Raw genomic sequence first — 22130 nt, forward strand, 5'->3', positions numbered from 1 at the left:
AGTCTCAGGCCACTTCAATTGTTGTTTAGATGAGCGAGGTCATAACAACAGAATTTATCAAGCCTGCGTCGACTCTAGCCTGCAAAAATCAGCTCAAGATCATCATGGTCCACGATTGGCCAAACGCTGCTCCCATATTGCAGTCTCATCGTCTCCAACAAAGCTGAAACGCGTCCCCTGCCAAGGGATCTAGCCCAATATACAGGGCCACCTCGGTGCCGGGGAAATCCGTAACCGTGCAACCAAATAATGTCGACAAGATCGACATCGGCCACAATCCCCTCTTTCAGTAATTGGATAGCTTCGCTAATCAGCGCCAACATGGCACGCTGCTGAATATCGGCCACTGACAGGGATACAGGCTCTATGCCCAGGGCAGTTGACTCGGCATTAACAATTGCCTGAGCAGACTCTGAGGGATGCTGCTTTCCATCAACATAGTGATAAAACCCGGCCTGAGTTTTCCGCCCCAGACGGCCATGTTCAACCATAGCTGCAGAAGGTCTGAAAAAGCCCGGATCATCGGGGTTCGGGGGTAATCGGCTTCGGGCTTGATAGCCTATATCTATGCCACTGAGATCCTGCACCGCAAGGGGCCCCATCGCCATACCAAACTCCGTCATCGCCCCGTCTACTGCGACAATACTGTTACCTTCAAGCAGGATTTGCTGTACTTCCCGGCCATAGCGGGTATACATGCGATTAGCTGCAAAGCCAAAACATACGCCAACCTGCACTGGAAACTTTTTGAGCCTTAACGCAACCTGATGCATCTGCGCCAATACCCTTTTCGACGTAAAATCCGCTCTCACTATCTCCACCAACTTCATCACATTGGCAGGACTGAAGAAATGAAGCCCAACAACCTGCTGTGGTCTGGAAGTGACCCCGGCAATATCATTGATATCAAGATAGGAAGTATTGGTCGCCATCACAGCATCAGCTGAACATATCTCATCCAGCTGTGAAAAGATCGCTTTTTTGACCTCAATGTTCTCGAAGGCAGCTTCTACCACCAGCTCACACCTGGACAGCAGACCATAATCGGTCCCTGTCACCACAGTCTCCAACAAGGCTTGAACGTCACTGTCACTGATCTGTCCCCGCTTCACTTTTGATTGATAGCTCTGTCTGAGCCTGTCCAGGCCAGCGTGACAAGCCCCCTGAGTCTGTTCTATCCATATCAGGGAATATCCTGCATCAATGAAACTGCGGACAATACCTGTCCCCATGTTTCCTGCGCCTATCACGCCAACCTTGGTTATCTGGGGATAGTCAGGTTTGACCCTTTGTGCGGCGTGCTTTTTGACTCTGGTTTCAAGGAAGAAGCCATATCTGAGCGCTTTTGATTGGATTGAGCTGCGCAAAGACAGGAACAGCTCACGCTGATGCCGGTATGCGTCATTGAATGCCCCGGGAGCCAGACAGGCCTGCTTCAGTGTGTCCAGCAAGAGCATCGGCGCATTGACGCCTTTGGCTCTGCGTTTAACTTTTGCGGATATGACCTGCCAATCCAGTGAACGTCCCTGTAGTAATATCTCTTCCAAAGGTGGCGCTACCGGCTTACGCCCCTGAATCTTTGCATACATACACAGCGCTGCAGACAGCAACGCGTCCTGAGGTGCCTGGCTTTGCTCGGGTGTGACCAAACGGTGAATCAATCGGCTATCCCCCCAACGTTCGGCTTTTTGGGGCTGACCGGAGCAAGCAAAGTCTATAGCTGGCTCAAATCCCGCCACTGCGGCCAGTCTTAATGCTCCCCCGGCGCCGGGAATCAGGCCCAGATTCACTTCCGGCAACCCTAATTGGGTACCCATCATGGCAATGCGGTAATGGCAGGCCAGCGCCAACTCAAAACCCCCTCCCAGGGTATGGCCGTGTAATAGCGCAAATACCGGAAATGGCATCGCTTCCAATTTCGTCAGGATATCAGGTAACTGGGGTTCCAAAGCGGGACCGTCCATCTCTCTGATATCTGCGCCGGCGATAAAAGTGCTTCCTGCACACGCAATGAACAGTGCCGAAATAGCCTGGCTTTCAAGCACATCAAGTTCCCGGGCCAATGCAGCTCTCAAAGGCTGTGCCAACGCGTTTACCGGCGGCGAGTCTATGGTTAACACGGCTATATTGCCATCGGGAGTGGCGGCAGTGGTTCCTTCAGCGGTCAGGTAGCATACGGATAGCATTCTCAATCTCCTGTGATTCGTTACGAATGAACCTGTGAAAACATTATCCGGGGATGCACATTGGTGTAGTTGGGAACATCTTCCATCGCCTGGGCAGCGGTGGATTTAATGGCGGCCAGCGCTTCGTTAATATCGTTGAAGTAAAGGTAACCTACAGCATGAAAGGGAGCTGAGCCAGCCTGCTCAGACGGAGCATCAACCTCCCAACGACAGCAGCCATGCTCGTGGCACAAGCTTGCCATCATGGGCATATGGCTCTTGATGTAATAGTTCAGATCAAACTGTTCAACCGCGCTGTGTTGTCGGCTTTTGAGATAACTGATGGTGACGCGGATCATCTTGCCTCCTCAACGCACCACCATCAATCAGTTATGGTTGCGCGATATCTTTACTTAAATAAAAGCGTTGCCAGAAGCCTTCGGAAACATGGGGCAAGTACCCCTGAGCGTTTTCAAGGCTATCTTTGATATAAGCTAATGACGGTAAAGCCAACTCACTGTATAGCTTGCCGGCTAACTCCTTAGCCTCAGCGCCCTCCCAGCCACTTGGCAACATATCTTCCGGCAGAGGCTTGTCATTCAACACCACTCTGCGATATTCATGGATCAATAGAACCCTCAGTAAAAAGCAGGTCTCGTTATCGGGCATTTCACCACTGCTCACTTTTCTCAAAATCGGCCGATAGGCATCAAGTAGCTCCTGATAGTTATTGGCAACCTCAGCTAACTGCCAGGACTCAGTGACCGTATTGAGCAACACCTCACGTGAATAGGGGCCATCAACTTTACAGCTCCAAACTATGACGGCTCCCCGTAATCCCAATTCCATCAAAGTCTCATCCAGGCTTTGCTTATCGACCTCAATATGGGCGTAGACGCCACTGGCCAACAGGCTGAAACCCAACCACTGCAACTGTTTCTTCAGCGGCTCTTTCTTACCTTCCGGCACCGCCACGGGCATCAATAACGTCCAGGTATTCACCTGCGGAAACTGGGTTGCGTAAATTCGCTTAGCCGCCTTTTCATGGTGCAATCTTGCTGAGTCACTAAGCGCGTAATAGCTCCTTCGTCCAACCTTCTTGGTGGTTAACCAATCATTCTTGACCAGGCGAAAGACACTGGTACGAACCAGACGCTCACTGAAACCCAACTTGGCCATTGCCTCAATCAGACTTCCCAGCCATATCCAATGGCCATGCTGAGAAATCACATCGCCAAACAGAGTCACCAGCATAGAGGGGCCACTGATCCCTTCGTCTTTGATCCGCTTTTTAATAAACTTGAGAAATAGATCTTGCTCAGACACTGTATTGACCTTAAATCAGAGACATATAGTCCCATTGTGCCACAAGTTAAAAACTGGCCGCTATCTCTGCGAATGACCGCTGGATTGACATCTAACGGGGTACACTTTTGATTTCAGGTCACATCAAAGTCGATCTCTACATCATCGGATATGGGGTGGGATTGGCAGGTCAACACCATACCGCTTTCCACTTCCTGTTCGGTCAGACTATGATTCAAATCCATTTCCACCTGCCCTTTAATCACCCTGGCTTTACAGGTCGCACAAACGCCACCTTTGCATGAAAACGGCAAGTCTGCTCCCTGAGCCAATGCCGCATCCAATATTGTTTCTCCGGAAGCGGCAAGCTGAATAGAGAGCTTCCTTCCCGCAATTTTTAACTTCACCTGTCTTGAACGATCACCATATTCTTGCTGTCTGCGCTCAGCATTCTGTTTTATCTGGTCGCCGGCAAAAAACAGCTCGGTGTGAACCCTGAATTTATCGAAGCCGAGATTAATAAGCCCAGTTTCCACCTCACTCACCATTTGAGATGGGCCACAGAGGTAGAATTCATCGATACTCTCCAGGTTCAGTAAGCCGCCCTGATTCATCGCCACAAGTTTGTCGGTCGACACCCGGCCATTGTGGACCTCAATATCTGACTCTTCACGACTGAAAACAGGGATAAGCTCAAATCTACCCAGGTATCGGTTTTTAAGAAAAAACAACCGCTCGCGGAACATCATGCTCTGGCGGGTTTGATTACCATAAACCAGGCTCACCTGACTCTCGGGTTGTTGCTGTAACAAGCTTTCGGCAATGGACAACATAGGGGTAATGCCACTGCCTGCGGCAATTAAGCACACCCTCTTGGAAACGGATGTATCACAAATAAAATTGCCTGCCGGTGGTAGAGCCTGCAAAGTATCACCGACCGCCAGTTGGTCGATGGCAAATCCAGAGAATTTACCATCCGGTACTCGCTTGATACCTACCTCCAGCCGATCCGCTGAAACCGGGGCACTGATGGAATAACAACGACGCACTTTTTCATTCTCAATCTCAGACTCGAGCGTCAGATACTGACCCGGCTGAAACTGAAAGTTGTGTTTCAACGACAAAGGAACATCAAATGACACGGCGACAGAATCTTTAGTCAAGGGAGTCACCGCTGCCACAGAAATGGTATGTAACCTGTTATTCATCCAACCACCCTCAGTTCTGGGTTTTAAGCCGTGGTAACCTGACACAAGGCCCAATTACAGCGGCTTGAAATAATCAAAAGTTTCGAAGCAATTTTCGCACTTATACAACGACTTACATGCCGTCGAACCAAACTGACTAAGCAGTCTTACGCCACGGCTCTGGCACAGTGGACACACCACAATATGTTCACAGGCTGCAATCCCGGACTCGATCATCAATTGTCTGCCCCGGGGAGATATCCAATCCGTTGTCCAAGCCGGGGACAGGCTCACCTCGATATCAACATCACTGTGGCCATACTTGTCCAAACAAGCCTTGATATCCTCCTGCATAATATTCAGCGCGGGGCAGCCACTATAGGTAGGACAGATTGTCACTTTACAGCGGCCCGCCACATCGACAGAAACATCTTGCAAGACCCCCAGATCCCATAAGCTGACACCAGGAATCTCCGGGTCATACACCTCATCAAGCATGTCAAATAGTTCAGAAAACTTATGCTGCTGACGAAATACCCGCCGGGCAATATACTCGGGAGAGGTTGTCACTATGACCCCAAAGCCTCGCGCCTCCATTACCATTTCGCCCCGGGAAAGCACCTGGCAAGGTACTGCATTTCAGCCAACATAGGCCCCAGATGCTCGGAATGCTCACCACGACGACCACCGGTAACAAACCAGTCTTTGTCAGGTAACTCAATATTCAGGCGGGCGCTGAGATCATTGATATTGGTCATCCAGGTGTCCTTTAAATCAGCGCGATTGACAGCAACGCCCGAAAGTAATGACTCAGCTTGAGTCGTCTCAAACAACTCGTGTCTGTATCCCCACAATTCATCTATGGCGGCCAACAACCGGCGACGACTTTCTTCAGTACCTTCGGCCAAAACACAAATCCAGTTACGGCTGCGAACCAGATGATATCCAGACTCCTTGATACACTTGGCAGCAATGCCGGCAAGAGTTTCATCCTTACTGTGAGAAAGCGCACTGAAGTAAAGTTGAGAGAATTCATCGAGAAACCATTGACGGGCCATAGTGAAAGCAAAATCACCAATGGGCAGTTCATGGATGAGCAGATTGGTATATTCCCGCTCCGAACGACACATCGCGAAATCATCCTCACTGCGTTTTTGTTCATCCAATACAGAGGCATATTGGTAAAACATTCTTGCCCGGCCCAGAATATCCAGTGCCACATTGGTCAGCGCAATATCCTCTTCCAGCGTCGGGCCGTTGCTGCACCACTCAGTCAGTCGCTGACTGAGCACCATATTGTCATCTGCCAGTCCCAGCACGTATTTCAACAAAGGCGTATCCATTGCATTCTCCTACATGTTGTTGACTGCATCAGGCAGGGAAATGAACTGTGCATGTCGGTAGGGTTTATCATCCATGGGGTCATAGAAGTTCGCGACATCACTCTCCTGGGAGGCATGAATATGAGTAGACTTCACCACCCAGATGCTGACGCCTTCACTGCGACGGATATAAACATCTCTGGCGTAAGTCAGCGCCTGCTCCTGGCTATCAGCCCGTAAGCTGCCGACATGTTTATGTTCAAGTCCTCTGGCTGAGCGGACAAATACCTCATACAGCACATTGTGATTGGTCGATTTATTCGTCATGGTATGCTCCTTAAGCGACTCGCTGGCCAGCTTGTTTTATATCGTATGCCGCCATCGCCTGACGTACCCAGGCACCCTCATCCTGAGCACGTTTGTGATGCCTGATCCGCTCCCGGTTACAGGGACCATTGCCATTTATCACACGCTCAAACTCTCTCCAGTCGATATCACCGAAGTCATAATGGCCACGCTGTGCATTCCAGGCCAGATCGGAATCGGGAATTTTCAACCCAAGAAACTCAGCCTGAGGCACGGTTTGATCGACAAATTTCTGTCGGAGATCATCATTGGATTTACGCTTAATTTTCCACCCCATCGACCGCTGAGAATGAGCAGACTCTCTATCATGAGGGCCAAACATCATCAGCGATGGCCACCACCAACGATTAAGCGCATCCTGCGCCATCGCTTTTTGTTCTTCGCTCCCTTCACACAGCTTAATCAGGATGTTGTAGCCCTGACGCTGATGGAAACTCTCTTCCTTACAAATCTTGATCATTGCTCTTGAATAAGGGCCATAAGAGGTGAGCTGCAAAGAGATCTGATTCACTATCGCAGCACCATCAACCAGCCAACCTATAGCGCCGATATCAGCCCAGGTCAGGGTTGGATAGTTGAAAATCGAGGCGTACTTGGCACGCTGCTGATGCATGGCTGTAACCATTTCATCCCGTGTAATGCCCAGCGTCTCGGTAGCGCTGTACAGATATAAACCGTGTCCGGCTTCATCCTGTACTTTGGCCAACAGCACCATCTTACGATGCAGGTTTGGGGCCCTGGAGAGCCAGTTCCCTTCAGGCTGCATACCTATCACTTCTGAATGCGCATGCTGGGACATTTGACGAATAAGGTTGGCCCGGTAGGCCTCAGGCATCCAATCCTTTGGCTCAATTTTGTCGTCGGCTGCAATCTTGGCTTCAAACTGCTCCAACAATTGCTGTTCAATCTGACATTCTGCTTTGGTCATGGTGCCTCACCAGTTCATTTAACTCACCTGCAATACAATGTGATACATATTTAAAACTTTTTCAACACAAAATGTATCACAATTGAAAAATAAATATCTCAAAATCGCTCCAACACCAGCGCAATCCCCTGCCCGACACCAATACACATAGTGCATAATGCGTATCGCCCCTGACGTCGTTGCAGCTCATAGGCCGCTGTCGTTACCAATCTGGCGCCGCTCATACCCAAGGGGTGCCCCAGTGCGATAGCGCCGCCATTGGGATTGACTCTCGGGTCATCATCAGCCACTCCCAGCTGCCTGAGCACCGCCAGTGCCTGAGCAGCAAAAGCTTCGTTTAACTCAATAACATCCATTTGGGATAAGGTGAGTCCCAGCTGAGAAAGTACTTTATTGGTGGCAGTGACCGGACCGATACCCATCACTCTGGGCTCGACGCCAGAAGTTGCCATCCCCAACACTCTGGCAATTGGCTTGAGCTTGTATTCCGCTGCAGCGTCAGCATTGCCCATTAGCAGCGCGCAGGCGCCGTCGTTAATTCCTGAAGCATTACCTGCAGTCACTGAGCCTCCATCTTTGAAAGGCGTTGGCAATCCCGACAGGCCCTCGAGACTGGTGTCAGCTCTGGGGTGTTCATCCTTCTCTACCCAGGCCTCCTGGCGTCTTGCAGTGACTTTGACTGCAACAATTTCCTGTTCAAACCTGCCCTGATTGATAGCGCTGACGGCTTTTTGCTGACTCCTTAACGCGAACTTGTCTTGGTCTTCCCGGCTGATCCCATATTCCTCTGCAACGTTTTCAGCAGTTTCCGGCATAGAATCAACACCATATTGCTGCTTCATCTGAGCATTGATAAAACGCCATCCCATAGTGGTGTCGTGGATAGCCATAGACCTGTCGAATGGCTTCTCACCTTTCCCCATCACATAAGGGGCTCTGCTCATCGCCTCGATACCACCGGCAATCGCCAGGTTTATTTCACCGGCTTTAATCGCTCTGGCCGCGGTCCCGACGGCATCCAGTCCTGAACCGCACAAACGATTTATAGTCACTGCCGGTGTCGTCACCGGCAACCCCGCCAACAACGCCGACATCCGGGCGACATTACGATTGTCCTCTCCGGCCTGGTTGGCACACCCATAGAAGAGTTCGTCCACCCGACCAAAGTCCACACCTGGGTTCCTATCCATTAAAGCTTTAATAGGTACGGCTCCCAGATCATCAGCTCTAACGCCGGACAGTGCACCGGCATATCGCCCAATCGGCGTTCTGATTGCATCGAAAATAAGTACTTCCTTCATCTTTTTTAGTCCTCACATATCCCAGTTGCTTACTCCAACCTGACGTCCACGACACTCGGCGATAATGGTCTGATCTTGTTGACGGACAGTAACGTCACAGTAGATGTGCCTTCCCTGGGTTAAATACACTCTTGCATAGGCTGTTAACCTGTCTCCCAGATAGGCAGGGTTAATGAAATCTATCTGTGCCGCTGCAGTTACCGCTTTCACTCCTGCCGCGTTGCACGCAAATGCCAGGGCACTGTCTGCCAGAGTGAATATCAGTCCTCCATGACAGATATCATGGCCATTCGTCATCTTGTCAGTGATCGTCATTTGTACTCTTGCGTGTTGTGGACCATGTTCGATGATGGACATTCCCAGCTCTCTGGAGAAACCATCTAACTTCATCATCGCCTGGCCGATGCGCTTTGCTTTTTGGTTAGCCTGTGGGCTTGCGGCTTTCCCGTTCAATTTGCCATTTGCGCTCATGTCTCGTGTCTCGCTCCCATATCCGCTACTTCCCGGTAAATACCGGATGGCGCTTGTTGAGGAAAGCATCCACACCTTCCCGATAGTCATCGGAATACCCCAACTCCTGCATCGCCATTCGCTCCGCTTCCTGCTGCTGTTGAAGTGGAGTGCTCATCGAGGCATTCAATAGCTGTTTGGTCCTGGCAAGTGCTCTGGTAGGCATATTGGCAAGCTCAGCAGTCACTTTTCTGGCTTCTTCCATCAGGCTGTCACTATCCACAACCTGCCAAATCAAGCCCCACTGCAGAGCCGTCTGCGCATCAAGTTTATGTCCCAACATCGCCATCGCCTTAGCTCTGGGCAGCCCAATTGCACGGGGCAAATGCCAGGTTGCACCCGAGTCAGGCACCAAACCCACTTTGCAAAATGACAAAATGAAGCTGGCCTTATTGGCGGCATAAACCAGATCACAGGCCATAACGATAGATGCCCCTGCACCTGCAGCAACACCGTTAACAGCACAAACCACAGGCTTGGGCATAGCGGTCAGTCGCCTGATAAGGGGGTTATAAAAATGCTCCACCGACTCCCCCAGATCTCTGGGCGTATCACCGGGGGCCACACTGCGATCACTGAGATCCTGACCAGCACAAAACCCCCTTCCAGCACCGGTTAACAACACTGCACGTACTTCAGGATCTGTCGCTGCACTGTCTAGCGCTGCCGCTAACTCTTTATGCATGGTCTGATTGAAACTGTTCAGCGAATCAGGACGGTTCAATGTGATACACATGTATCCACCTTCATTTTCAACAAGTATCGTTTCAGGCATTGTTTAATCCTCTTTTGATATGACATCATGAGTCCAATGAACTGGTTCCAGTCCTTTAAAGGAGCACTTATGCCCATTTACGCGATTGAGCAACATATCCCTGTGGTTGACCCTTCCAGTTACATCCATCCCACAGCGACCATCATCGGGGATGTCGTCATAGGTAAGCATTGCTACATAGGCCCAAATGCAAGCCTGCGTGGCGACTTTGGCAGCATAAAAATTGGTGACTACTGCAACGTTCAGGATAATTGCGTCATTCACTCTTTCCCTGAACAAGCCTGCGTACTGGAAAGTCACAGCCACATTGGCCACGCGGCCGTACTCCACGGGTGCCATATTGGTCATCACGCACTGATCGGCATAAACTGCGTGGTGATGGACATGGCCACAATAGGCAGTGAATCTATAGTGGCCGCCTCGTCCTTTATTAAGAGTCGCTATAACTGCCCGCCAAGATCCCTGCTGATAGGCTCACCGGCAAAACTCATCCGTACCGTCAGCGATGAGGAATTTGCATGGAAGCGTCAGGGGACGGATGAGTACATTGAATTGACCCAGCGTTGCCTGAACAGCCTCAGAGAAGTCAGCCCACTGACTGAAGTCGAGACAGATCGGCCCACCTATAGCAGTGTTAAGGGACACGCCCCTAAAACACCCGGCAGTCAGTAGCCACTTATCAATTCAGACCTGGGACTGCCGATAAGCCACCAGCGTCAGGACCTCATACAATGCCACCACCTCATAATGCTGATTGGTGACTTTGACATCCCATACGATCACGCCTGCCGGGTGCGTATCATCAGGTCGCGGAGTCTTTTGCACTTTACGCTTGACTGTCAGCTCCACCTGAATTGTGTCGCCAATACCTGCCGGGTTAATAAATCTCAAATTATCCAAACCATAGTTGGCTAGAACCGGCCCGGGAGATGGCTCAACAAACATTCCTGCTGCTGCAGAAATCACGAAGTAGCCATGGGCAACACGCTGACCAAACAAAGAGTCTGCCGCAGAGGTTTCATCAAAGTGTGCATAGAAGTGGTCACCGGAGAGACAGCCAAAGTTCACTATGTCTGCTTCAGTAATTGTTCGTCTGTGGGTGGTTAGGCCATCGCCTACCTGAAGATCTTCAAAGTACTTTTTAAAGGGATGGACAGGGTCAAGGCGACGATCAGCGCCAGCGACATACTCTCGCGTCACAGAAGTCAGAGCGTTGGGTGAGCCCTGAACTGCCGTGCGTTGCATATAGTGTTTAACGGCTCGTAAGCCACCGAGCTCTTCCCCTCCGCCAGCCCTGCCCGGCCCACCATGAACCAAAGATGGTAAAGGAGAACCATGACCCGTCGACTCTTTCATCGACTCTCGGTTATTCACCAGAATTCGACCGTTATAGGGTGCCATCTCATGAACCAGTCGATGAATATTTTCCTGGTCATAGCTGAACAGAGATGACACCAGGCTTCCCCTTCCCCTGGCGACCAAGTCTCCAATCTGATCAAAATCATCATAAGGCATCAACGTAGAGACAGGGCCAAATGCTTCAACTTCATGAACCAGCTGACTCGTCAGTGGGGTATCACAATAAAGTAAGCATGGTGCCATAAACGCCCCTTTGTCAGTGCTAAAACCACTTGTGTCTATGCCTTCCCAGCCAGACATCAGTGATTCGCAATCCCCCAAAAGCTTCTCGACACTGTCCAGTACATCCTGTCGCTGTGCTTTGCCGACCAGGGCGCCCATACGAACAGTGTCATTTGCGGGGTCACCAATTGGGGTGCGCAGTAGTCTTTGTTTAAGGGATTCAGAGACGGTTTCGACAAGGTTGCGGGGGACAAATATCCGTCGAATGGCGGTACACTTTTGCCCGGCTTTGGTGGTCATTTCACGATGAACTTCTTTAACGAAGGCATTGAACTCAGGAGAATCCGGACGAACGTCCGGTGCCAATATACAGGCATTAAGAGAGTCCGCTTCCATATTAAATGGAATATTCTTATCAGTAATATTTGGGTGACTTCTGAGCATTTTCCCGGTCGATGCAGAGCCGGTAAAGGTGACAGAATCTTGTTCATCCAGGTGCTCAAAAAGGTCACCGACACCACCACATATCAGCTGAATAGCGCCATTGGGTAAAATACCACTGGCAATGATTTCCTTCACCACAGCATGAGTTAAATAACTGGTAACAGTGCCGGGTTTTACAATGACAGGAACACCGGCTATCAAACTCGGAGCAATCTTTTCCAACATTCCCCAGACAGGAAAATTGAACGCATTAATGTGAAAAGATACGCCTCTCTTGGACGTGAGAATATGCTGCCCCAAAAAACTGCCGCCTGCAGACAGGGGTTCGACATCGCCTTCAACAATAAAACGTTCATTTGCCAATGCGCGGCGGGCCATACTGGAATAGCTGAACAGGGTACCAATGCCACCTTCAATATCGATCCAACTGTCTGCCCGGGTGGCGCCGGTAAAGTAAGATAAGCGATAAAACTCTTCCTTTTTACTCATCAGGTGAGCTGCCAGCTTCTTCAACAGGTTGGCTCTTTCATGGATCGTCATTTGACGAAGTGATACACCACCAACCTGACGACCATACTCAACCACGTCATCAAATCCAGACGCCAATCCATTCAGTGTGAACAGCTCCTTGCCATCTACTGCACTATTGAGCGTAACACTTTTATCACCATCACCCCGCCATGCACCGCAAACATAACTATCTATTTTCATTGCTGTTCACCATATAAAAACCTAACTGACGAACAAATAATAAACACAAAACAATCTAAAGTGATACATATTTTTGTTGTATTTTTAAATTTATGAATTACTTTATGAGTAACAAATTGATTACATTTACACCGCGAAGCGGTTACTTTTTAACCTGGCATAGAGGTTTTGACGCCAGTACGGGGGAGAGATGGCACTTAACAGACAGAGCTTACAAGTGGGACGAGATCCGATTGAACATGCCAGTATTGATGAGCTTAGAAGCCTGCAACTTACTCGACTGAAAGCAACGCTACAGCACGCGTTTGATAATTCTCCCGCATATCGTGCCAAGTTTATTGAAGCCGGTGTTACTCCAGCGGATCTGACCAGCCTGGAAGATCTGGCCAAATTTCCTTTCACGACGAAACAGGATTTGCGACAACATTACCCCTTCGGTTTTTTTGCCAAACCCATGGAAGAGATTGTCAGAGTTCACGCCTCCAGCGGCACCACCGGACAGCCCACGGTAGTGGGATACACCCAAAATGACATCAACACCTGGTCTGACGTAGTGGCACGCTCTATTTATGCAGCAGGTGGCCGCCCCAATGACAAGGTGCATATTGCCTACGGCTATGGACTATTTACCGGGGGGCTTGGGGCACACTATGGCGCTGAACGGTTGGGGTGTACCGTGATCCCCATGTCTGGCGGTCAGACAGATAAGCAGGTAAAGCTTATTCGGGACTTCGACCCGGACATCATCATGGTCACCCCATCCTATATGTTGAATATCCTGGATTGTATGGACAAACATGGGATCGACCCACAAACGTTGGCATTAAGGTGCGGCATTTTTGGTGCAGAGCCCTGGACGGGCTCCATGCGCAAGAATATCGAGAAACGCGCCGGGATCGACGCGGTAGATATTTATGGTTTATCTGAGGTCATGGGCCCGGGAGTTGCTCAGGAATGTGTTGAATCAAAGGATGGGCCTATCGTTTGGGAGGACCATTTTTACCCGGAAATCATTAACCCTGAAACGGGTGAAGTGGTCGAAGACGGAGAATATGGTGAGCTGGTCTTCACCAGCCTGACCAAAGAAGCGATGCCAGTGATTCGCTATCGAACACGGGATTTAACCCGATTATTGTCCCCCACCTCCCGCAGCATGAGAAGAATAGACAAGATAACCGGCAGAAGTGACGACATGCTGATTATCAGAGGCGTCAACGTATTCCCATCTCAGATAGAAGAACAATTGTTGTCTGTTGAAGGTCTCAGTCCACACTACGTGCTGGAACTGGAGAAAAAAGGGAATATGGATCAATTGACGGTCAAGGTTGAGCCGAGCGGCGATCAATCCCTGAGTACAGCAGCCGCAAGGCAACTGCAGCGCAATATCAAAAATCTGATTGGGATAAGCAGCCAGGTTGTCTTGGTTGAACCAGAGAGTATTCCACGCTCACAAGGTAAAGCCTGTCGGGTGATGGACTTGAGGTGATGCACTAACGGGAGGAGCTAGCATGTATGTCTCACAACAAGAGCTTAGAAACATGATGTCGCTGGTACAGTACATCAGCTCGCAAGGTATAAGCCAATCAAGCAGGAAAACAATACTGCAAAAGGTGATGCATTGTGTGGGTGCTGATCACGGCGCATCCTGCCACTGGGACCAAGCCAGGGGCACGGATACTGATACCGTATACGAGAATATGTCTGACAAAAATATTGAGGACTATCAACAATATTTCCAATATTGCGATCCCATCACCAAGCAGCTGAGACGGTATCATCGAGCTGTGTCTGTCAATGAAGTCATCTCCCGGGACAGGCTTATTAAAAGTGAATTCTATAACGACTTTCTTCAGGCTGATGGACTCTGTTATGGGATAAACCTTCACGTCTATGATGGTCTGCACCACAAGTTTGATTTGAGATTATGGAGAAGCAAACGCAAAGGTGACTTTGATAAGAAGCAGCTGATGCAACTTGACCTGCTTCTGCCACATTTTCAACTGATGGGAGAGCAAACCACCAAGTCATCCCCCATGATTGAGTGGCAACTGACGCCAAAGGAACAGACAGTGGTCAATTACCTCAAGTCAGGACTGAATGATAAAAGCATCGCCAGGGCAATGCATCTCTCGGTCACAACGATTCGCTCTCATATTCGATCCGTATACAGCAAGGCTGATGTCCACAGCCGAACAGAACTGATAGCACAGCTAAATCACTAACTAAACGGGAACAGCTCCCTGTTTGTTACTGAGCCTTGCGTCGTCGACATGGTAACGATACAGCAGGCTATAGATTCGCATCCCCTTTTCGGAGCTTCCCCAGCTGTGCTGCAAAAACTCATCAATCGTCAGGATGTTTTACACGCCCCCGGCTCCACATCATAAGACAGCCTGAAGCTGTATTTTTCAAGGTGGCCACTCAGGCTGAGATTCAAATGTGCGCGCTATATATAACAACATAAAAATAAGGGTAAACCATGGTTCAAACATCAGCCGAACTTAGTCATCCCACACTCAAAGCACAACTCATTGATAGCAAGCCCATAAGGTATTTCCAATGGATAATTCTGGTGCTTGCGGTCTGTATCAACATCCTGGATGGATTCGATGTGACTGCGATGGCCTATGCTGCGCATCACGTCGGGGAAGAATTACAGCTTTCTGAAGATAAATTGGGGCTGCTGTTCAGCGTCACACTGGCAGGTATGATGTTGGGAGCCACTGCCCTTACTCCTCTCAGTGACGCATTCGGCCGGCGTCCAACCATCATTGTCTGGCTCGGCATTATCGGTATCAGTGTCTTATTGACAGCTTTGTCGACATCCTTGTGGAGCATGATATTACTTCGCCTTATTACTGGGTTGGGCGTAGGTGCCATGCTTGCCAATGTAACTGTACTGGTGAGTGAATATACTCCAAAAGCCAGAGCCAGCTTTGCTGTCATGGCCATTGTCGCTGGTTACCCAGCTGGTGCATCCATGGGTGGGTTTGTGGCTGCCCCATTATTGGCTGATTATGGCTGGCCAGCGGTGTTTATTGCCGGAGGCTCTCTCACTCTGATACTGATGATGTTAGCTATCGCCTTTATACCTGAATCATTGGAGTTCCTGCAGACCAAACAAACACCGACCAACCTGGTTCGGTTAAATAAGCTACTAAAAAAATTGGGAGAACCTTCGCTGAACTCCTATGCTGACATCCAGGCCATTAGTAACATGCAGCATCAGAAATCGGCTCAGCCAAGCAATGCCTTCGGGCTACTTAATGCAGAATTCCGGGGGAAAACCCTGACACTCTGGGCCACTTTTTTCTTTTGCTTTATTTGCCTTTATTTCCTGATGAGTTGGTTACCCAAATTGGTGATCAACTCTGGACTGAGTGAATCAATGGGCATTTACGCATCTATCGCCTTAAATGGTGGCGGCGCGATTGGCATTCTTACCCTGGGCTTCTTTACCCGCCGTCTGGCTCTATCTGTATTAATTGCCATTTTTTTGCTTGTGGCTGCAGTGGGGATGACAGCGATTAAGTTGTTCACCAGTCCGGAGCTGTTTCTTGGTTATCTGTTTGTGCTGGGATTTCTTTTACAAGGAGGCTTCACCGGGCTGTATGCCATTGCTGCCAAGCTTTATCCGGTAGAAATCAGAGCAACAGGCGTAGGCTGGGCCATTGGTCTTGGGCGGTTTGGTGCCGTGGTAGGGCCTTATGTCGGCGGTTTGCTGATTGCAGCTTCAGTCTCAATGGAATGGAACTTTATTCTGTTCGCCATCCCGCTGAGTATTGCAGGCCTGTTTGCGTACAAGCTAAAAGTCAGGTAACCGAGTATCCCTGAATCTGTTGAACGTTCAGCATCAGCGTCAGGGGTTCTCCGACCTCAATCAAGAGCTCATACTCCAATACGTCGACCTGAGCTTATTGTCAAAGCAGTCAGGAGTTGGTCATAACGCTCTTGTTATATAAGGGCATCCTTTAATCTATTGGCTTTGGTGGCTGGCTGTCACCGATTGACCAGCAATCTCGAGAGCTTCCTTTAATACCTGATTATCACCAATATGATTGGCCATCAGCAGGATTAATCGAGCATTGACCTCCAGGCTTTGGCTGTCATCCAGTGAACGATGCAGCGCCATCAGAGCTTCATAAAAGCTGTCACCATCAGTGAAGTTAACTTGTGTAACCAGCTTCATGGCATCACCTCCATATCAAATCCCAAGGCTCTGTTCACGGCCGATATCAGGCTGTCACTTGTAAACTCTCGCCAACGACCTGCCACCACCTGATCCGGCCGGAACAGATAGCAGGTACCAGGCTCAAGTTGGTACCTCTGCGCCACATATCCCCAGGGATCGCAGATACACATTGCCCCCTTGGGAACCTCCAAATCTGTAGATTCCGAAAATAAAAAAATAGGCACTAAATCAACCCCAACCGATTGCAACAGCTCTGGGAGAGACTCACCCACCCGGGAAATATCTGTCTTGTCTATTGCGATTAACAGGGTAAAACGGGTGCCCAGGATATCAATCAGCCAGGAGGTCTTGTCACCAATGATGATAGGTGCATCAAGTGCTGCAGAGCCCGGCGCAACACCGCCATCAAAAGCCTCTTCATCATCCAAAGTGTTAAGAGGCGAGTCGAGATAGCGGGCAGGTGTGGATAACCGCCCGCTGTTAACCAAAGTTCGGGCAAACTCATAGTCTTTTGCCAACTGCAGTGTGGCATCTCTGAAAACCCGGCTGATTTTATTCTTGGGTGTGATGAAATCGGTGGCGCGGGTGGAGTTAAGTATATTTTCATCTGCGGCCATTTGGCGTTCGATATCATAGGTTTTCAATAATGTTGTAGGCCCCTGCTGCTTAAGCACTGATGCCAGCTTCCACCCCAGATTATCCACTGATTGTATTGCACCATTTGCCCCTCTTGCACCGAATGGACTGACCTGATGGGCCGCGTCTCCAAGAAATATCACTCTATCATGTATAAAACTGTCCAGTTTTCGGCATTGAAAGGTATAAACACTGGCCCACTCCAGCTGAAAATCGACATCCTCACCCAACATAGCTTCAAGGCGTGGACGGATATTGGCTTCCAGCACCTCCCTCTGAGGATCAGCATCCCATCCCAATTGCAGGTCAATCCGCCAGACATCATCCGCTTGACGATGGAGTAACGCTGACTGGTTAGGATGAAATGGCGGGTCGAACCAAAACCAACGCTCAGTGGGAAATTCAGCCTGCATAAGCACATCAGCAATTAAGAATCTATCTTTGAAAACCTGCCCGCGACTCTCCAGTCCCAGTTGTTTTCTTATCGGACTATTGGCGCCATCGGCCACCAACATATAGTCACAGGTTAAGACATAACTCCCTTCCGGAGTTTCCACCTTAAGCCTGTTACCTTTCACCCCGGGCGTCACTTCAGTAACCCGATTCAGCCAACGTAAATCTACCTGCTGCTGAGTATCGATAAACTCCACCAGATATTGTTCCAGATAATACTGCTGCAAGTTAATGAAGGCCGGCAGTTTGTGTTTCTTCTCTGGCAACAGGTCAAATTCATATACCAGATCTTGCTGGAAAAAAACCTTACCCTTTTTCCAGGTCACCCCTTTCTCCAACATAGGAGAAACGCAGCGGTAACGGTTGAGGATTTCCAATGTTCGTTTGGCGAAACAGATGGCACGGGACCCTACACTGACAGTGTTGTTATCATCAAGAATGACACTTGGAATGCCCTGCATGGCTAAATCCAGTCCCATAGCCAACCCTGTCGGTCCCGCGCCGACAATGACCACAGGGTGATGCACTGCAGTGCCCTGGTTCAAATCACTGTGATGTTTGAAGGGGTATCTCGGATTTTCAAAAGTGGTTTGCATGGTCTATCACACCACAAAAAACAATTCTCAACTGAAACTAAATTAATACCGGTTGATGCATATTATCAAGTGCTAAATTTAGCTTAATTCATCCCTTCCACAATTAGCTCAAGCAGTGCCAATCCACTTAACGGCATTCAAGAACACAGCAAAGCTAACAAATACAATACTTAAAGACGTCAAACGTACGAATAAACAGTGTTAAAACGAAAAAGCGATACAGGCCAAACAGTCGGACTTTATTTGGGTAACAAAGACAAACTGGTTTCAAATGAGAATTTTCATGTTAGGTTTAGATTGCCACCTTAACCTAACCGGAGAGCAGATTATGACAAGCAAGCCTTTCGCATCATCAGCAGATTTGGGAGAAAAGCGGGAATCACTGGAAGTGCTGGCAGAGGGGGTCTATGCACTTACCGCAGAAGGTGATCCAAATATTGGCGCCATCGAAGCTGAAGACTTCATTATTGCATTTGAAGCCAGAGCGACTCCTAAAGCAGCGAGAGATTGGCTCGACATCCTGAGACAACATACCCAAAAGCCAGTGAAATATCTGGTCTTGTCCCATTATCATGCGGTCCGGGTCCTGGGGGCTTGTGCATTTAATGCCCAATCTATTCTTGCCCACGAACAGACAAAATATCTGATAGAAGAGCGGGGCGAGCAAGATTGGGCCAGTGAGTACGGCCGTATGCCACGGTTATTCAGGCAGCCTGAAGAGATCCCTGGCCTGACGCATCCGGATATCGTGTTCAATGACAGGATGGAGATCCCCCTTGGCGGAGACAGAGGTAGCCTGGTTCTTGAATACTGCGGGCGTGGCCATACTGCCGGTGATATTGTCGCCTGGTTGCCTAAGCACAAAATTTTATTCGCAGGGGACTTGGTCGAAGCTCAAGCAGCGTTATACACAGGAGATGCATTCCATTTCGACTGGTCTACAGGCACCCTGGACAAAGTGCAATCCTATCAAGCTGAAACTCTGATAGGGGGAAGAGGAGCGGTTGTCAGAGGCAATGCAAACGTTAACGCCGCTATTGAACAAACCAGACAATTTCTCAAGGATATGATTAACAAAGTGGGCGCAGTCCATAAACGTGGTGGCACGCTAAAAGAGGCGTTTCTGGAAACTCACAGACATTTAGAGCCCCAATTTGGGCAATGGCCCATATTCGAACACTGCCTTCCATTCGACGTAAAACGATTGTGGGACGAATTTGATGGTATTGACTGGCCACAGATTTGGACAGCAGAAAAAGATCGGGAAGTGTGGGATGCGCTGCAAGACTGATGCAGGTCTCAGACCCATGTACTGATTTGGCTGACACTCAATTATTTAATCACTGGCAGAGTTTGTCAGTGGCCAATACAGACACCCAATTTTGAGTAATCAACTGAAAATGAATGAGAAACAACAACCAAGCTTATTACTTCATCATTTCATCCCCTACCGCCTTGCGAACCTCGCTGACACCGTCAGTACGGCGTGTTCGAAGATCTATCGTGACACCTTCGGATTGTCTATTCCGGAGTGGCGGATACTGGCAAGACTCGCTGAGCAAGATGGCCTGAACAGTAAGTTAATTGGACGTATTACCTTTATGGATAAATCAAAGGTGTCCAGAGCGGTCAAACAGCTCGAAGATAAGGGCTTATTGGTACGTTCAACCCAGCAAGACAAAAGGGTTTGTCAGCTGTCGCTGACAAAAAAAGGACTGGAGTTATATAACCAACTGGTCCCCATTGCTTTGGAATGGGAATCTGAATTACTCAGCTCGCTCAGTATTACCGAATACAGGGATTTGCTCCGTATTCTGGAAAAGCTCGATGTTAAAGCTGCAGACTTATCAAATTCAGACGATTAGCATGTTCAAAAATGCATGTGAACTCGTTATATCGCCTGAATGATTGCCCAAAACCTAAGGTGGAGGGCCGAATCTGCTTACTCATGTCAGCTAGTTAACACTCCCACGTCCTGTACAGGCAGATTAACCAATTATCCCTATTCCCCGCTCGACTCATTTTACGCTATCCATATTGGATTATCTGAGCAGTAAACCCTGCCCTCACCTCATCCCGCACCGCACCGCACCGCACTCAACTTTCTCATCAATCGTGAGGATATAGGTCATTTTCATCACCTGCTAATAATGGTTCATCCCAAGGCATATCACTGTTTAACGATAACCAAGAGGATTTAGGGTGCTGAAGAACAACAAGCAATATCATCTGATTTTATTGTGTTTCTTACTGTTGGGTTGCACAACTCAGTCCCAAAAAGCCTCAGAGACCAAGGTAATGGATACAACACAAACAACTAATCCAGAGCAGGCTTTTAAAGAGAAAATCCAAACTCAATATCTGCGTGCCGAAGCGTACCAACAACATTGGGCCTATATCACCTATCAAGGGGTGCCAGATAGCTCACTCCCCTTTAAGCAAAGTGAGTTACCTCTGCAGGGAATGACCCTGGCCGTTAAAGACAATATCGATGTAGCAGGCATGCCGACCACCGCAGGCACCAGGGCATTACTGAGCAATGTCCCCGGTAAAGATGCAAGCGTTGTCAGTAGAGTGAAAAATGCCGGCGCCGTCATTAATGGTAAGGCGAACATGCATGAACTTGCATACGGCATCACAAGTATCAACCCGGCATTTGGCGCGGTAGCCAATGCCCACAATCCCCTTTATTTCGCAGGCGGAAGTAGTGGCGGTACCGCTGTGGCTATAGCACTCGGCCTGGCTGATGCAGGTCTGGGCACAGATACCGGTGGGTCATCCCGTATTCCAGCGGCCTTGAATGGCATCGTCGGTTTTCGTCCAACGACGGGACGTTACCCCAACGATGGTCTGATACTCATATCTGAAACTCGCGACACAGTCGGCCCGCTGGCAAAAGATGTGTCCACTGTCGCCAAACTGGATTCAGTACTGGCGGGGGAATCCGACCTCTCTCTGCCCGTGCCAGACGTCAATGATGTGCGTCTGGGGGTGCCAGACAGCTACTTTTATGACGAGCTGTCACCGGAAGTCGATGCGGCGATGACAAGCCTGTTGGAACTGTTGGCACAGTCAGGTATCACCCTGGTTCCCGTGGACGTTGCCGGTCTCGAAGAGCTGAATAATCACGTCAGTTTTCCGGTCGTCATGTATGAATCAGCCCGGCATATCAAAGCAATCGTCGAGCAACGCTTGCCATCCATGGGGTTGGAGGATTTTATCTCGCAAATCAGCAGCGAAGATGTGCGTGGATTAGTCTCAGGTCTTTACAGCGAACCCACACCAGAAACCGTATACAGGGAAGCTATTGAGGTCTACAGGCCAAAGTTGCAGCAACTTTATCAACAGTTGTTTGATGACAATAAATTAGATGCCCTCATTTTCCCCACAACCTCTAGACCGGCTGACACCATCGCCGATTCTGTAACCCATGTATCAGTGAACGGCGAGATGAGACCGACCTTCACAACCTATATCAGAAATACAGATCCAGCGAGCAATGCCGGGATCCCCGGAATCGCGCTCCCTATAGGTAAAACAGATAACAATTTGCCGCTCAGCGTAGAACTGGATGGTGCTGCGGGTTCAGACCGCCACCTGCTGGCTGTGGCTCTGTTAATCGAAACCCTGCTGTCAACAAATAACGACTAAGAGGAAA

21 protein-coding genes are annotated in these 22130 nt (G+C 49.3%); 7 read left to right on the forward strand and 14 right to left on the reverse strand.

Going from position 1 to position 22130, the window contains the following annotated elements:
- Positions 1-74 precede the first annotated feature (74 nt).
- The 11 genes from L2725_RS05655 to paaG all read right to left on the reverse strand — a co-directional run bounded on the left by L2725_RS05655 (position 75) and on the right by paaG (position 9859).
- Positions 75-2186 (reverse strand): 3-hydroxyacyl-CoA dehydrogenase NAD-binding domain-containing protein, encoded by a 2112-nt coding sequence (locus L2725_RS05655; RefSeq protein ID WP_249248084.1) that lies wholly within the window; start codon positions 2184-2186, stop codon positions 75-77.
- 20 nt (positions 2187-2206) lie between these two features.
- Positions 2207-2524, reverse strand: a complete 318-nt coding sequence (locus L2725_RS05660) for an EthD family reductase (protein WP_249248085.1) — start codon at positions 2522-2524, stop codon at positions 2207-2209.
- A gap of 31 nt (positions 2525-2555) precedes the next feature.
- On the reverse strand, positions 2556-3491 hold the full coding sequence (locus tag L2725_RS05665; protein ID WP_249248086.1) for a PaaX family transcriptional regulator: 936 nt from the start codon (positions 3489-3491) through the stop codon (positions 2556-2558).
- A gap of 113 nt (positions 3492-3604) precedes the next feature.
- Entirely contained in the window at positions 3605-4678 is a 1074-nt protein-coding gene (locus L2725_RS05670; protein WP_249248087.1) for a 2Fe-2S iron-sulfur cluster-binding protein, read from the reverse strand.
- Positions 4679-4732: 54 nt separating this feature from the next.
- The gene (gene paaD / locus L2725_RS05675) at positions 4733-5227 is read right to left on the reverse strand and encodes a 1,2-phenylacetyl-CoA epoxidase subunit PaaD (protein WP_249248088.1); all 495 of its coding nucleotides are present in this window, start codon (positions 5225-5227) and stop codon (positions 4733-4735) included.
- A 26-nt stretch (positions 5228-5253) separates the two neighbouring features.
- Positions 5254-6000 (reverse strand): 1,2-phenylacetyl-CoA epoxidase subunit PaaC, encoded by a 747-nt coding sequence (gene paaC, locus L2725_RS05680; protein WP_249248089.1) that lies wholly within the window; start codon positions 5998-6000, stop codon positions 5254-5256.
- Positions 6001-6009: 9 nt separating this feature from the next.
- Complete coding sequence (paaB, locus tag L2725_RS05685; protein WP_249248090.1) at positions 6010-6306, reverse strand: 1,2-phenylacetyl-CoA epoxidase subunit PaaB; 297 nt, start codon at positions 6304-6306, stop codon at positions 6010-6012.
- 10 nt (positions 6307-6316) lie between these two features.
- On the reverse strand, positions 6317-7273 hold the full coding sequence (gene paaA, locus L2725_RS05690; RefSeq protein WP_249248091.1) for a 1,2-phenylacetyl-CoA epoxidase subunit PaaA: 957 nt from the start codon (positions 7271-7273) through the stop codon (positions 6317-6319).
- A gap of 98 nt (positions 7274-7371) precedes the next feature.
- A complete protein-coding gene (pcaF, locus tag L2725_RS05695) occupies positions 7372-8574 on the reverse strand; it encodes a 3-oxoadipyl-CoA thiolase (protein WP_249248092.1) in 1203 nt (400 codons plus the stop codon).
- A 12-nt stretch (positions 8575-8586) separates the two neighbouring features.
- Positions 8587-9045, reverse strand: coding sequence for a hydroxyphenylacetyl-CoA thioesterase PaaI (gene paaI, locus L2725_RS05700; protein ID WP_249248093.1), 459 nt, complete (start codon positions 9043-9045; stop codon positions 8587-8589).
- Between the two features lie 25 nt (positions 9046-9070).
- Entirely contained in the window at positions 9071-9859 is a 789-nt protein-coding gene (paaG, locus tag L2725_RS05705) for a 2-(1,2-epoxy-1,2-dihydrophenyl)acetyl-CoA isomerase PaaG (RefSeq protein WP_283164213.1), read from the reverse strand.
- Between the two features lie 69 nt (positions 9860-9928).
- Between paaG and L2725_RS05710 the strand changes: the two genes are divergently transcribed.
- Entirely contained in the window at positions 9929-10531 is a 603-nt protein-coding gene (locus tag L2725_RS05710) for an acyltransferase (protein ID WP_249248095.1), read from the forward strand.
- Between the two features lie 12 nt (positions 10532-10543).
- Here L2725_RS05710 and paaZ read toward each other — a convergent pair whose 3' ends face one another.
- A complete protein-coding gene (paaZ, locus tag L2725_RS05715) occupies positions 10544-12595 on the reverse strand; it encodes a phenylacetic acid degradation bifunctional protein PaaZ (RefSeq protein WP_249248096.1) in 2052 nt (683 codons plus the stop codon).
- 190 nt (positions 12596-12785) lie between these two features.
- On the opposite strand from paaZ, the gene paaK reads away from it, so the two are divergent.
- From paaK to L2725_RS05730, 3 genes are all read left to right on the forward strand, one after another.
- Entirely contained in the window at positions 12786-14081 is a 1296-nt protein-coding gene (gene paaK / locus L2725_RS05720; RefSeq protein WP_249248097.1) for a phenylacetate--CoA ligase PaaK, read from the forward strand.
- A 22-nt stretch (positions 14082-14103) separates the two neighbouring features.
- A complete protein-coding gene (locus tag L2725_RS05725; protein ID WP_249248098.1) occupies positions 14104-14817 on the forward strand; it encodes a helix-turn-helix transcriptional regulator in 714 nt (237 codons plus the stop codon).
- A gap of 257 nt (positions 14818-15074) precedes the next feature.
- Positions 15075-16415: an MFS transporter gene (locus L2725_RS05730; protein WP_249248099.1), complete on the forward strand. Its 1341-nt coding sequence runs from the start codon at positions 15075-15077 to the stop codon at positions 16413-16415.
- A 156-nt stretch (positions 16416-16571) separates the two neighbouring features.
- On the opposite strand, the gene L2725_RS05735 is transcribed toward L2725_RS05730, so the two are convergent.
- Together L2725_RS05735 and L2725_RS05740 are read right to left on the reverse strand one after the other, a co-directional pair.
- Entirely contained in the window at positions 16572-16784 is a 213-nt protein-coding gene (locus L2725_RS05735; RefSeq protein WP_249248100.1) for a DUF2783 domain-containing protein, read from the reverse strand.
- Positions 16781-18472 (reverse strand): FAD-dependent oxidoreductase, encoded by a 1692-nt coding sequence (locus L2725_RS05740; protein WP_249248101.1) that lies wholly within the window; start codon positions 18470-18472, stop codon positions 16781-16783. Before L2725_RS05740 ends, L2725_RS05735 begins: the two co-directional genes overlap by 4 nt.
- A 328-nt stretch (positions 18473-18800) precedes the next feature.
- Here L2725_RS05740 and L2725_RS05745 point away from each other — a divergent pair, with 328 nt between their 5' ends.
- The 3 genes from L2725_RS05745 (at position 18801) to L2725_RS05755 (ending at position 22123) form a co-directional block, all read left to right on the forward strand.
- Positions 18801-19763, forward strand: coding sequence for an MBL fold metallo-hydrolase (locus L2725_RS05745; protein WP_249248102.1), 963 nt, complete (start codon positions 18801-18803; stop codon positions 19761-19763).
- A gap of 109 nt (positions 19764-19872) precedes the next feature.
- Positions 19873-20337 carry a MarR family winged helix-turn-helix transcriptional regulator gene (locus tag L2725_RS05750; RefSeq protein ID WP_249248103.1) on the forward strand — a complete coding sequence of 155 codons (465 nt, stop codon included), beginning with the start codon at positions 19873-19875 and terminating at the stop codon, positions 20335-20337.
- A gap of 433 nt (positions 20338-20770) precedes the next feature.
- On the forward strand, positions 20771-22123 hold the full coding sequence (locus tag L2725_RS05755) for an amidase family protein (RefSeq protein ID WP_249248104.1): 1353 nt from the start codon (positions 20771-20773) through the stop codon (positions 22121-22123).
- The last annotated feature ends 7 nt before the right edge of the window (positions 22124-22130 follow it).

Origin of the sequence: Shewanella corallii (assembly GCF_023349125.1) — a bacterium.
Classification (GTDB): Bacteria; Pseudomonadota; Gammaproteobacteria; order Enterobacterales; family Shewanellaceae; genus Shewanella; species Shewanella corallii.

Coding starts and splice junctions, on each gene's coding strand:
- L2725_RS05655 (WP_249248084.1), bottom strand. CDS start 2,186: ATGCTATCCGTATGCTACCTGACCGCTGAAGGAACCACTGCCGCCACT.
- L2725_RS05660 (WP_249248085.1), bottom strand. CDS start 2,524: ATGATCCGCGTCACCATCAGTTATCTCAAAAGCCGACAACACAGCGCG.
- L2725_RS05670 (WP_249248087.1), bottom strand. CDS start 4,678: ATGAATAACAGGTTACATACCATTTCTGTGGCAGCGGTGACTCCCTTG.
- paaC (WP_249248089.1), bottom strand. CDS start 6,000: ATGGATACGCCTTTGTTGAAATACGTGCTGGGACTGGCAGATGACAAT.
- paaB (WP_249248090.1), bottom strand. CDS start 6,306: ATGACGAATAAATCGACCAATCACAATGTGCTGTATGAGGTATTTGTC.
- paaA (WP_249248091.1), bottom strand. CDS start 7,273: ATGACCAAAGCAGAATGTCAGATTGAACAGCAATTGTTGGAGCAGTTT.
- pcaF (WP_249248092.1), bottom strand. CDS start 8,574: ATGAAGGAAGTACTTATTTTCGATGCAATCAGAACGCCGATTGGGCGA.
- paaI (WP_249248093.1), bottom strand. CDS start 9,045: ATGAGCGCAAATGGCAAATTGAACGGGAAAGCCGCAAGCCCACAGGCT.
- paaG (WP_283164213.1), bottom strand. CDS start 9,859: ATGCCTGAAACGATACTTGTTGAAAATGAAGGTGGATACATGTGTATC.
- L2725_RS05710 (WP_249248095.1), top strand. CDS start 9,929: ATGCCCATTTACGCGATTGAGCAACATATCCCTGTGGTTGACCCTTCC.
- paaZ (WP_249248096.1), bottom strand. CDS start 12,595: ATGAAAATAGATAGTTATGTTTGCGGTGCATGGCGGGGTGATGGTGAT.
- paaK (WP_249248097.1), top strand. CDS start 12,786: ATGGCACTTAACAGACAGAGCTTACAAGTGGGACGAGATCCGATTGAA.
- L2725_RS05725 (WP_249248098.1), top strand. CDS start 14,104: ATGTATGTCTCACAACAAGAGCTTAGAAACATGATGTCGCTGGTACAG.
- L2725_RS05730 (WP_249248099.1), top strand. CDS start 15,075: ATGGTTCAAACATCAGCCGAACTTAGTCATCCCACACTCAAAGCACAA.
- L2725_RS05735 (WP_249248100.1), bottom strand. CDS start 16,784: ATGAAGCTGGTTACACAAGTTAACTTCACTGATGGTGACAGCTTTTAT.
- L2725_RS05740 (WP_249248101.1), bottom strand. CDS start 18,472: ATGCAAACCACTTTTGAAAATCCGAGATACCCCTTCAAACATCACAGT.
- L2725_RS05745 (WP_249248102.1), top strand. CDS start 18,801: ATGACAAGCAAGCCTTTCGCATCATCAGCAGATTTGGGAGAAAAGCGG.
- L2725_RS05750 (WP_249248103.1), top strand. CDS start 19,873: ATGAATGAGAAACAACAACCAAGCTTATTACTTCATCATTTCATCCCC.
- L2725_RS05755 (WP_249248104.1), top strand. CDS start 20,771: ATGGATACAACACAAACAACTAATCCAGAGCAGGCTTTTAAAGAGAAA.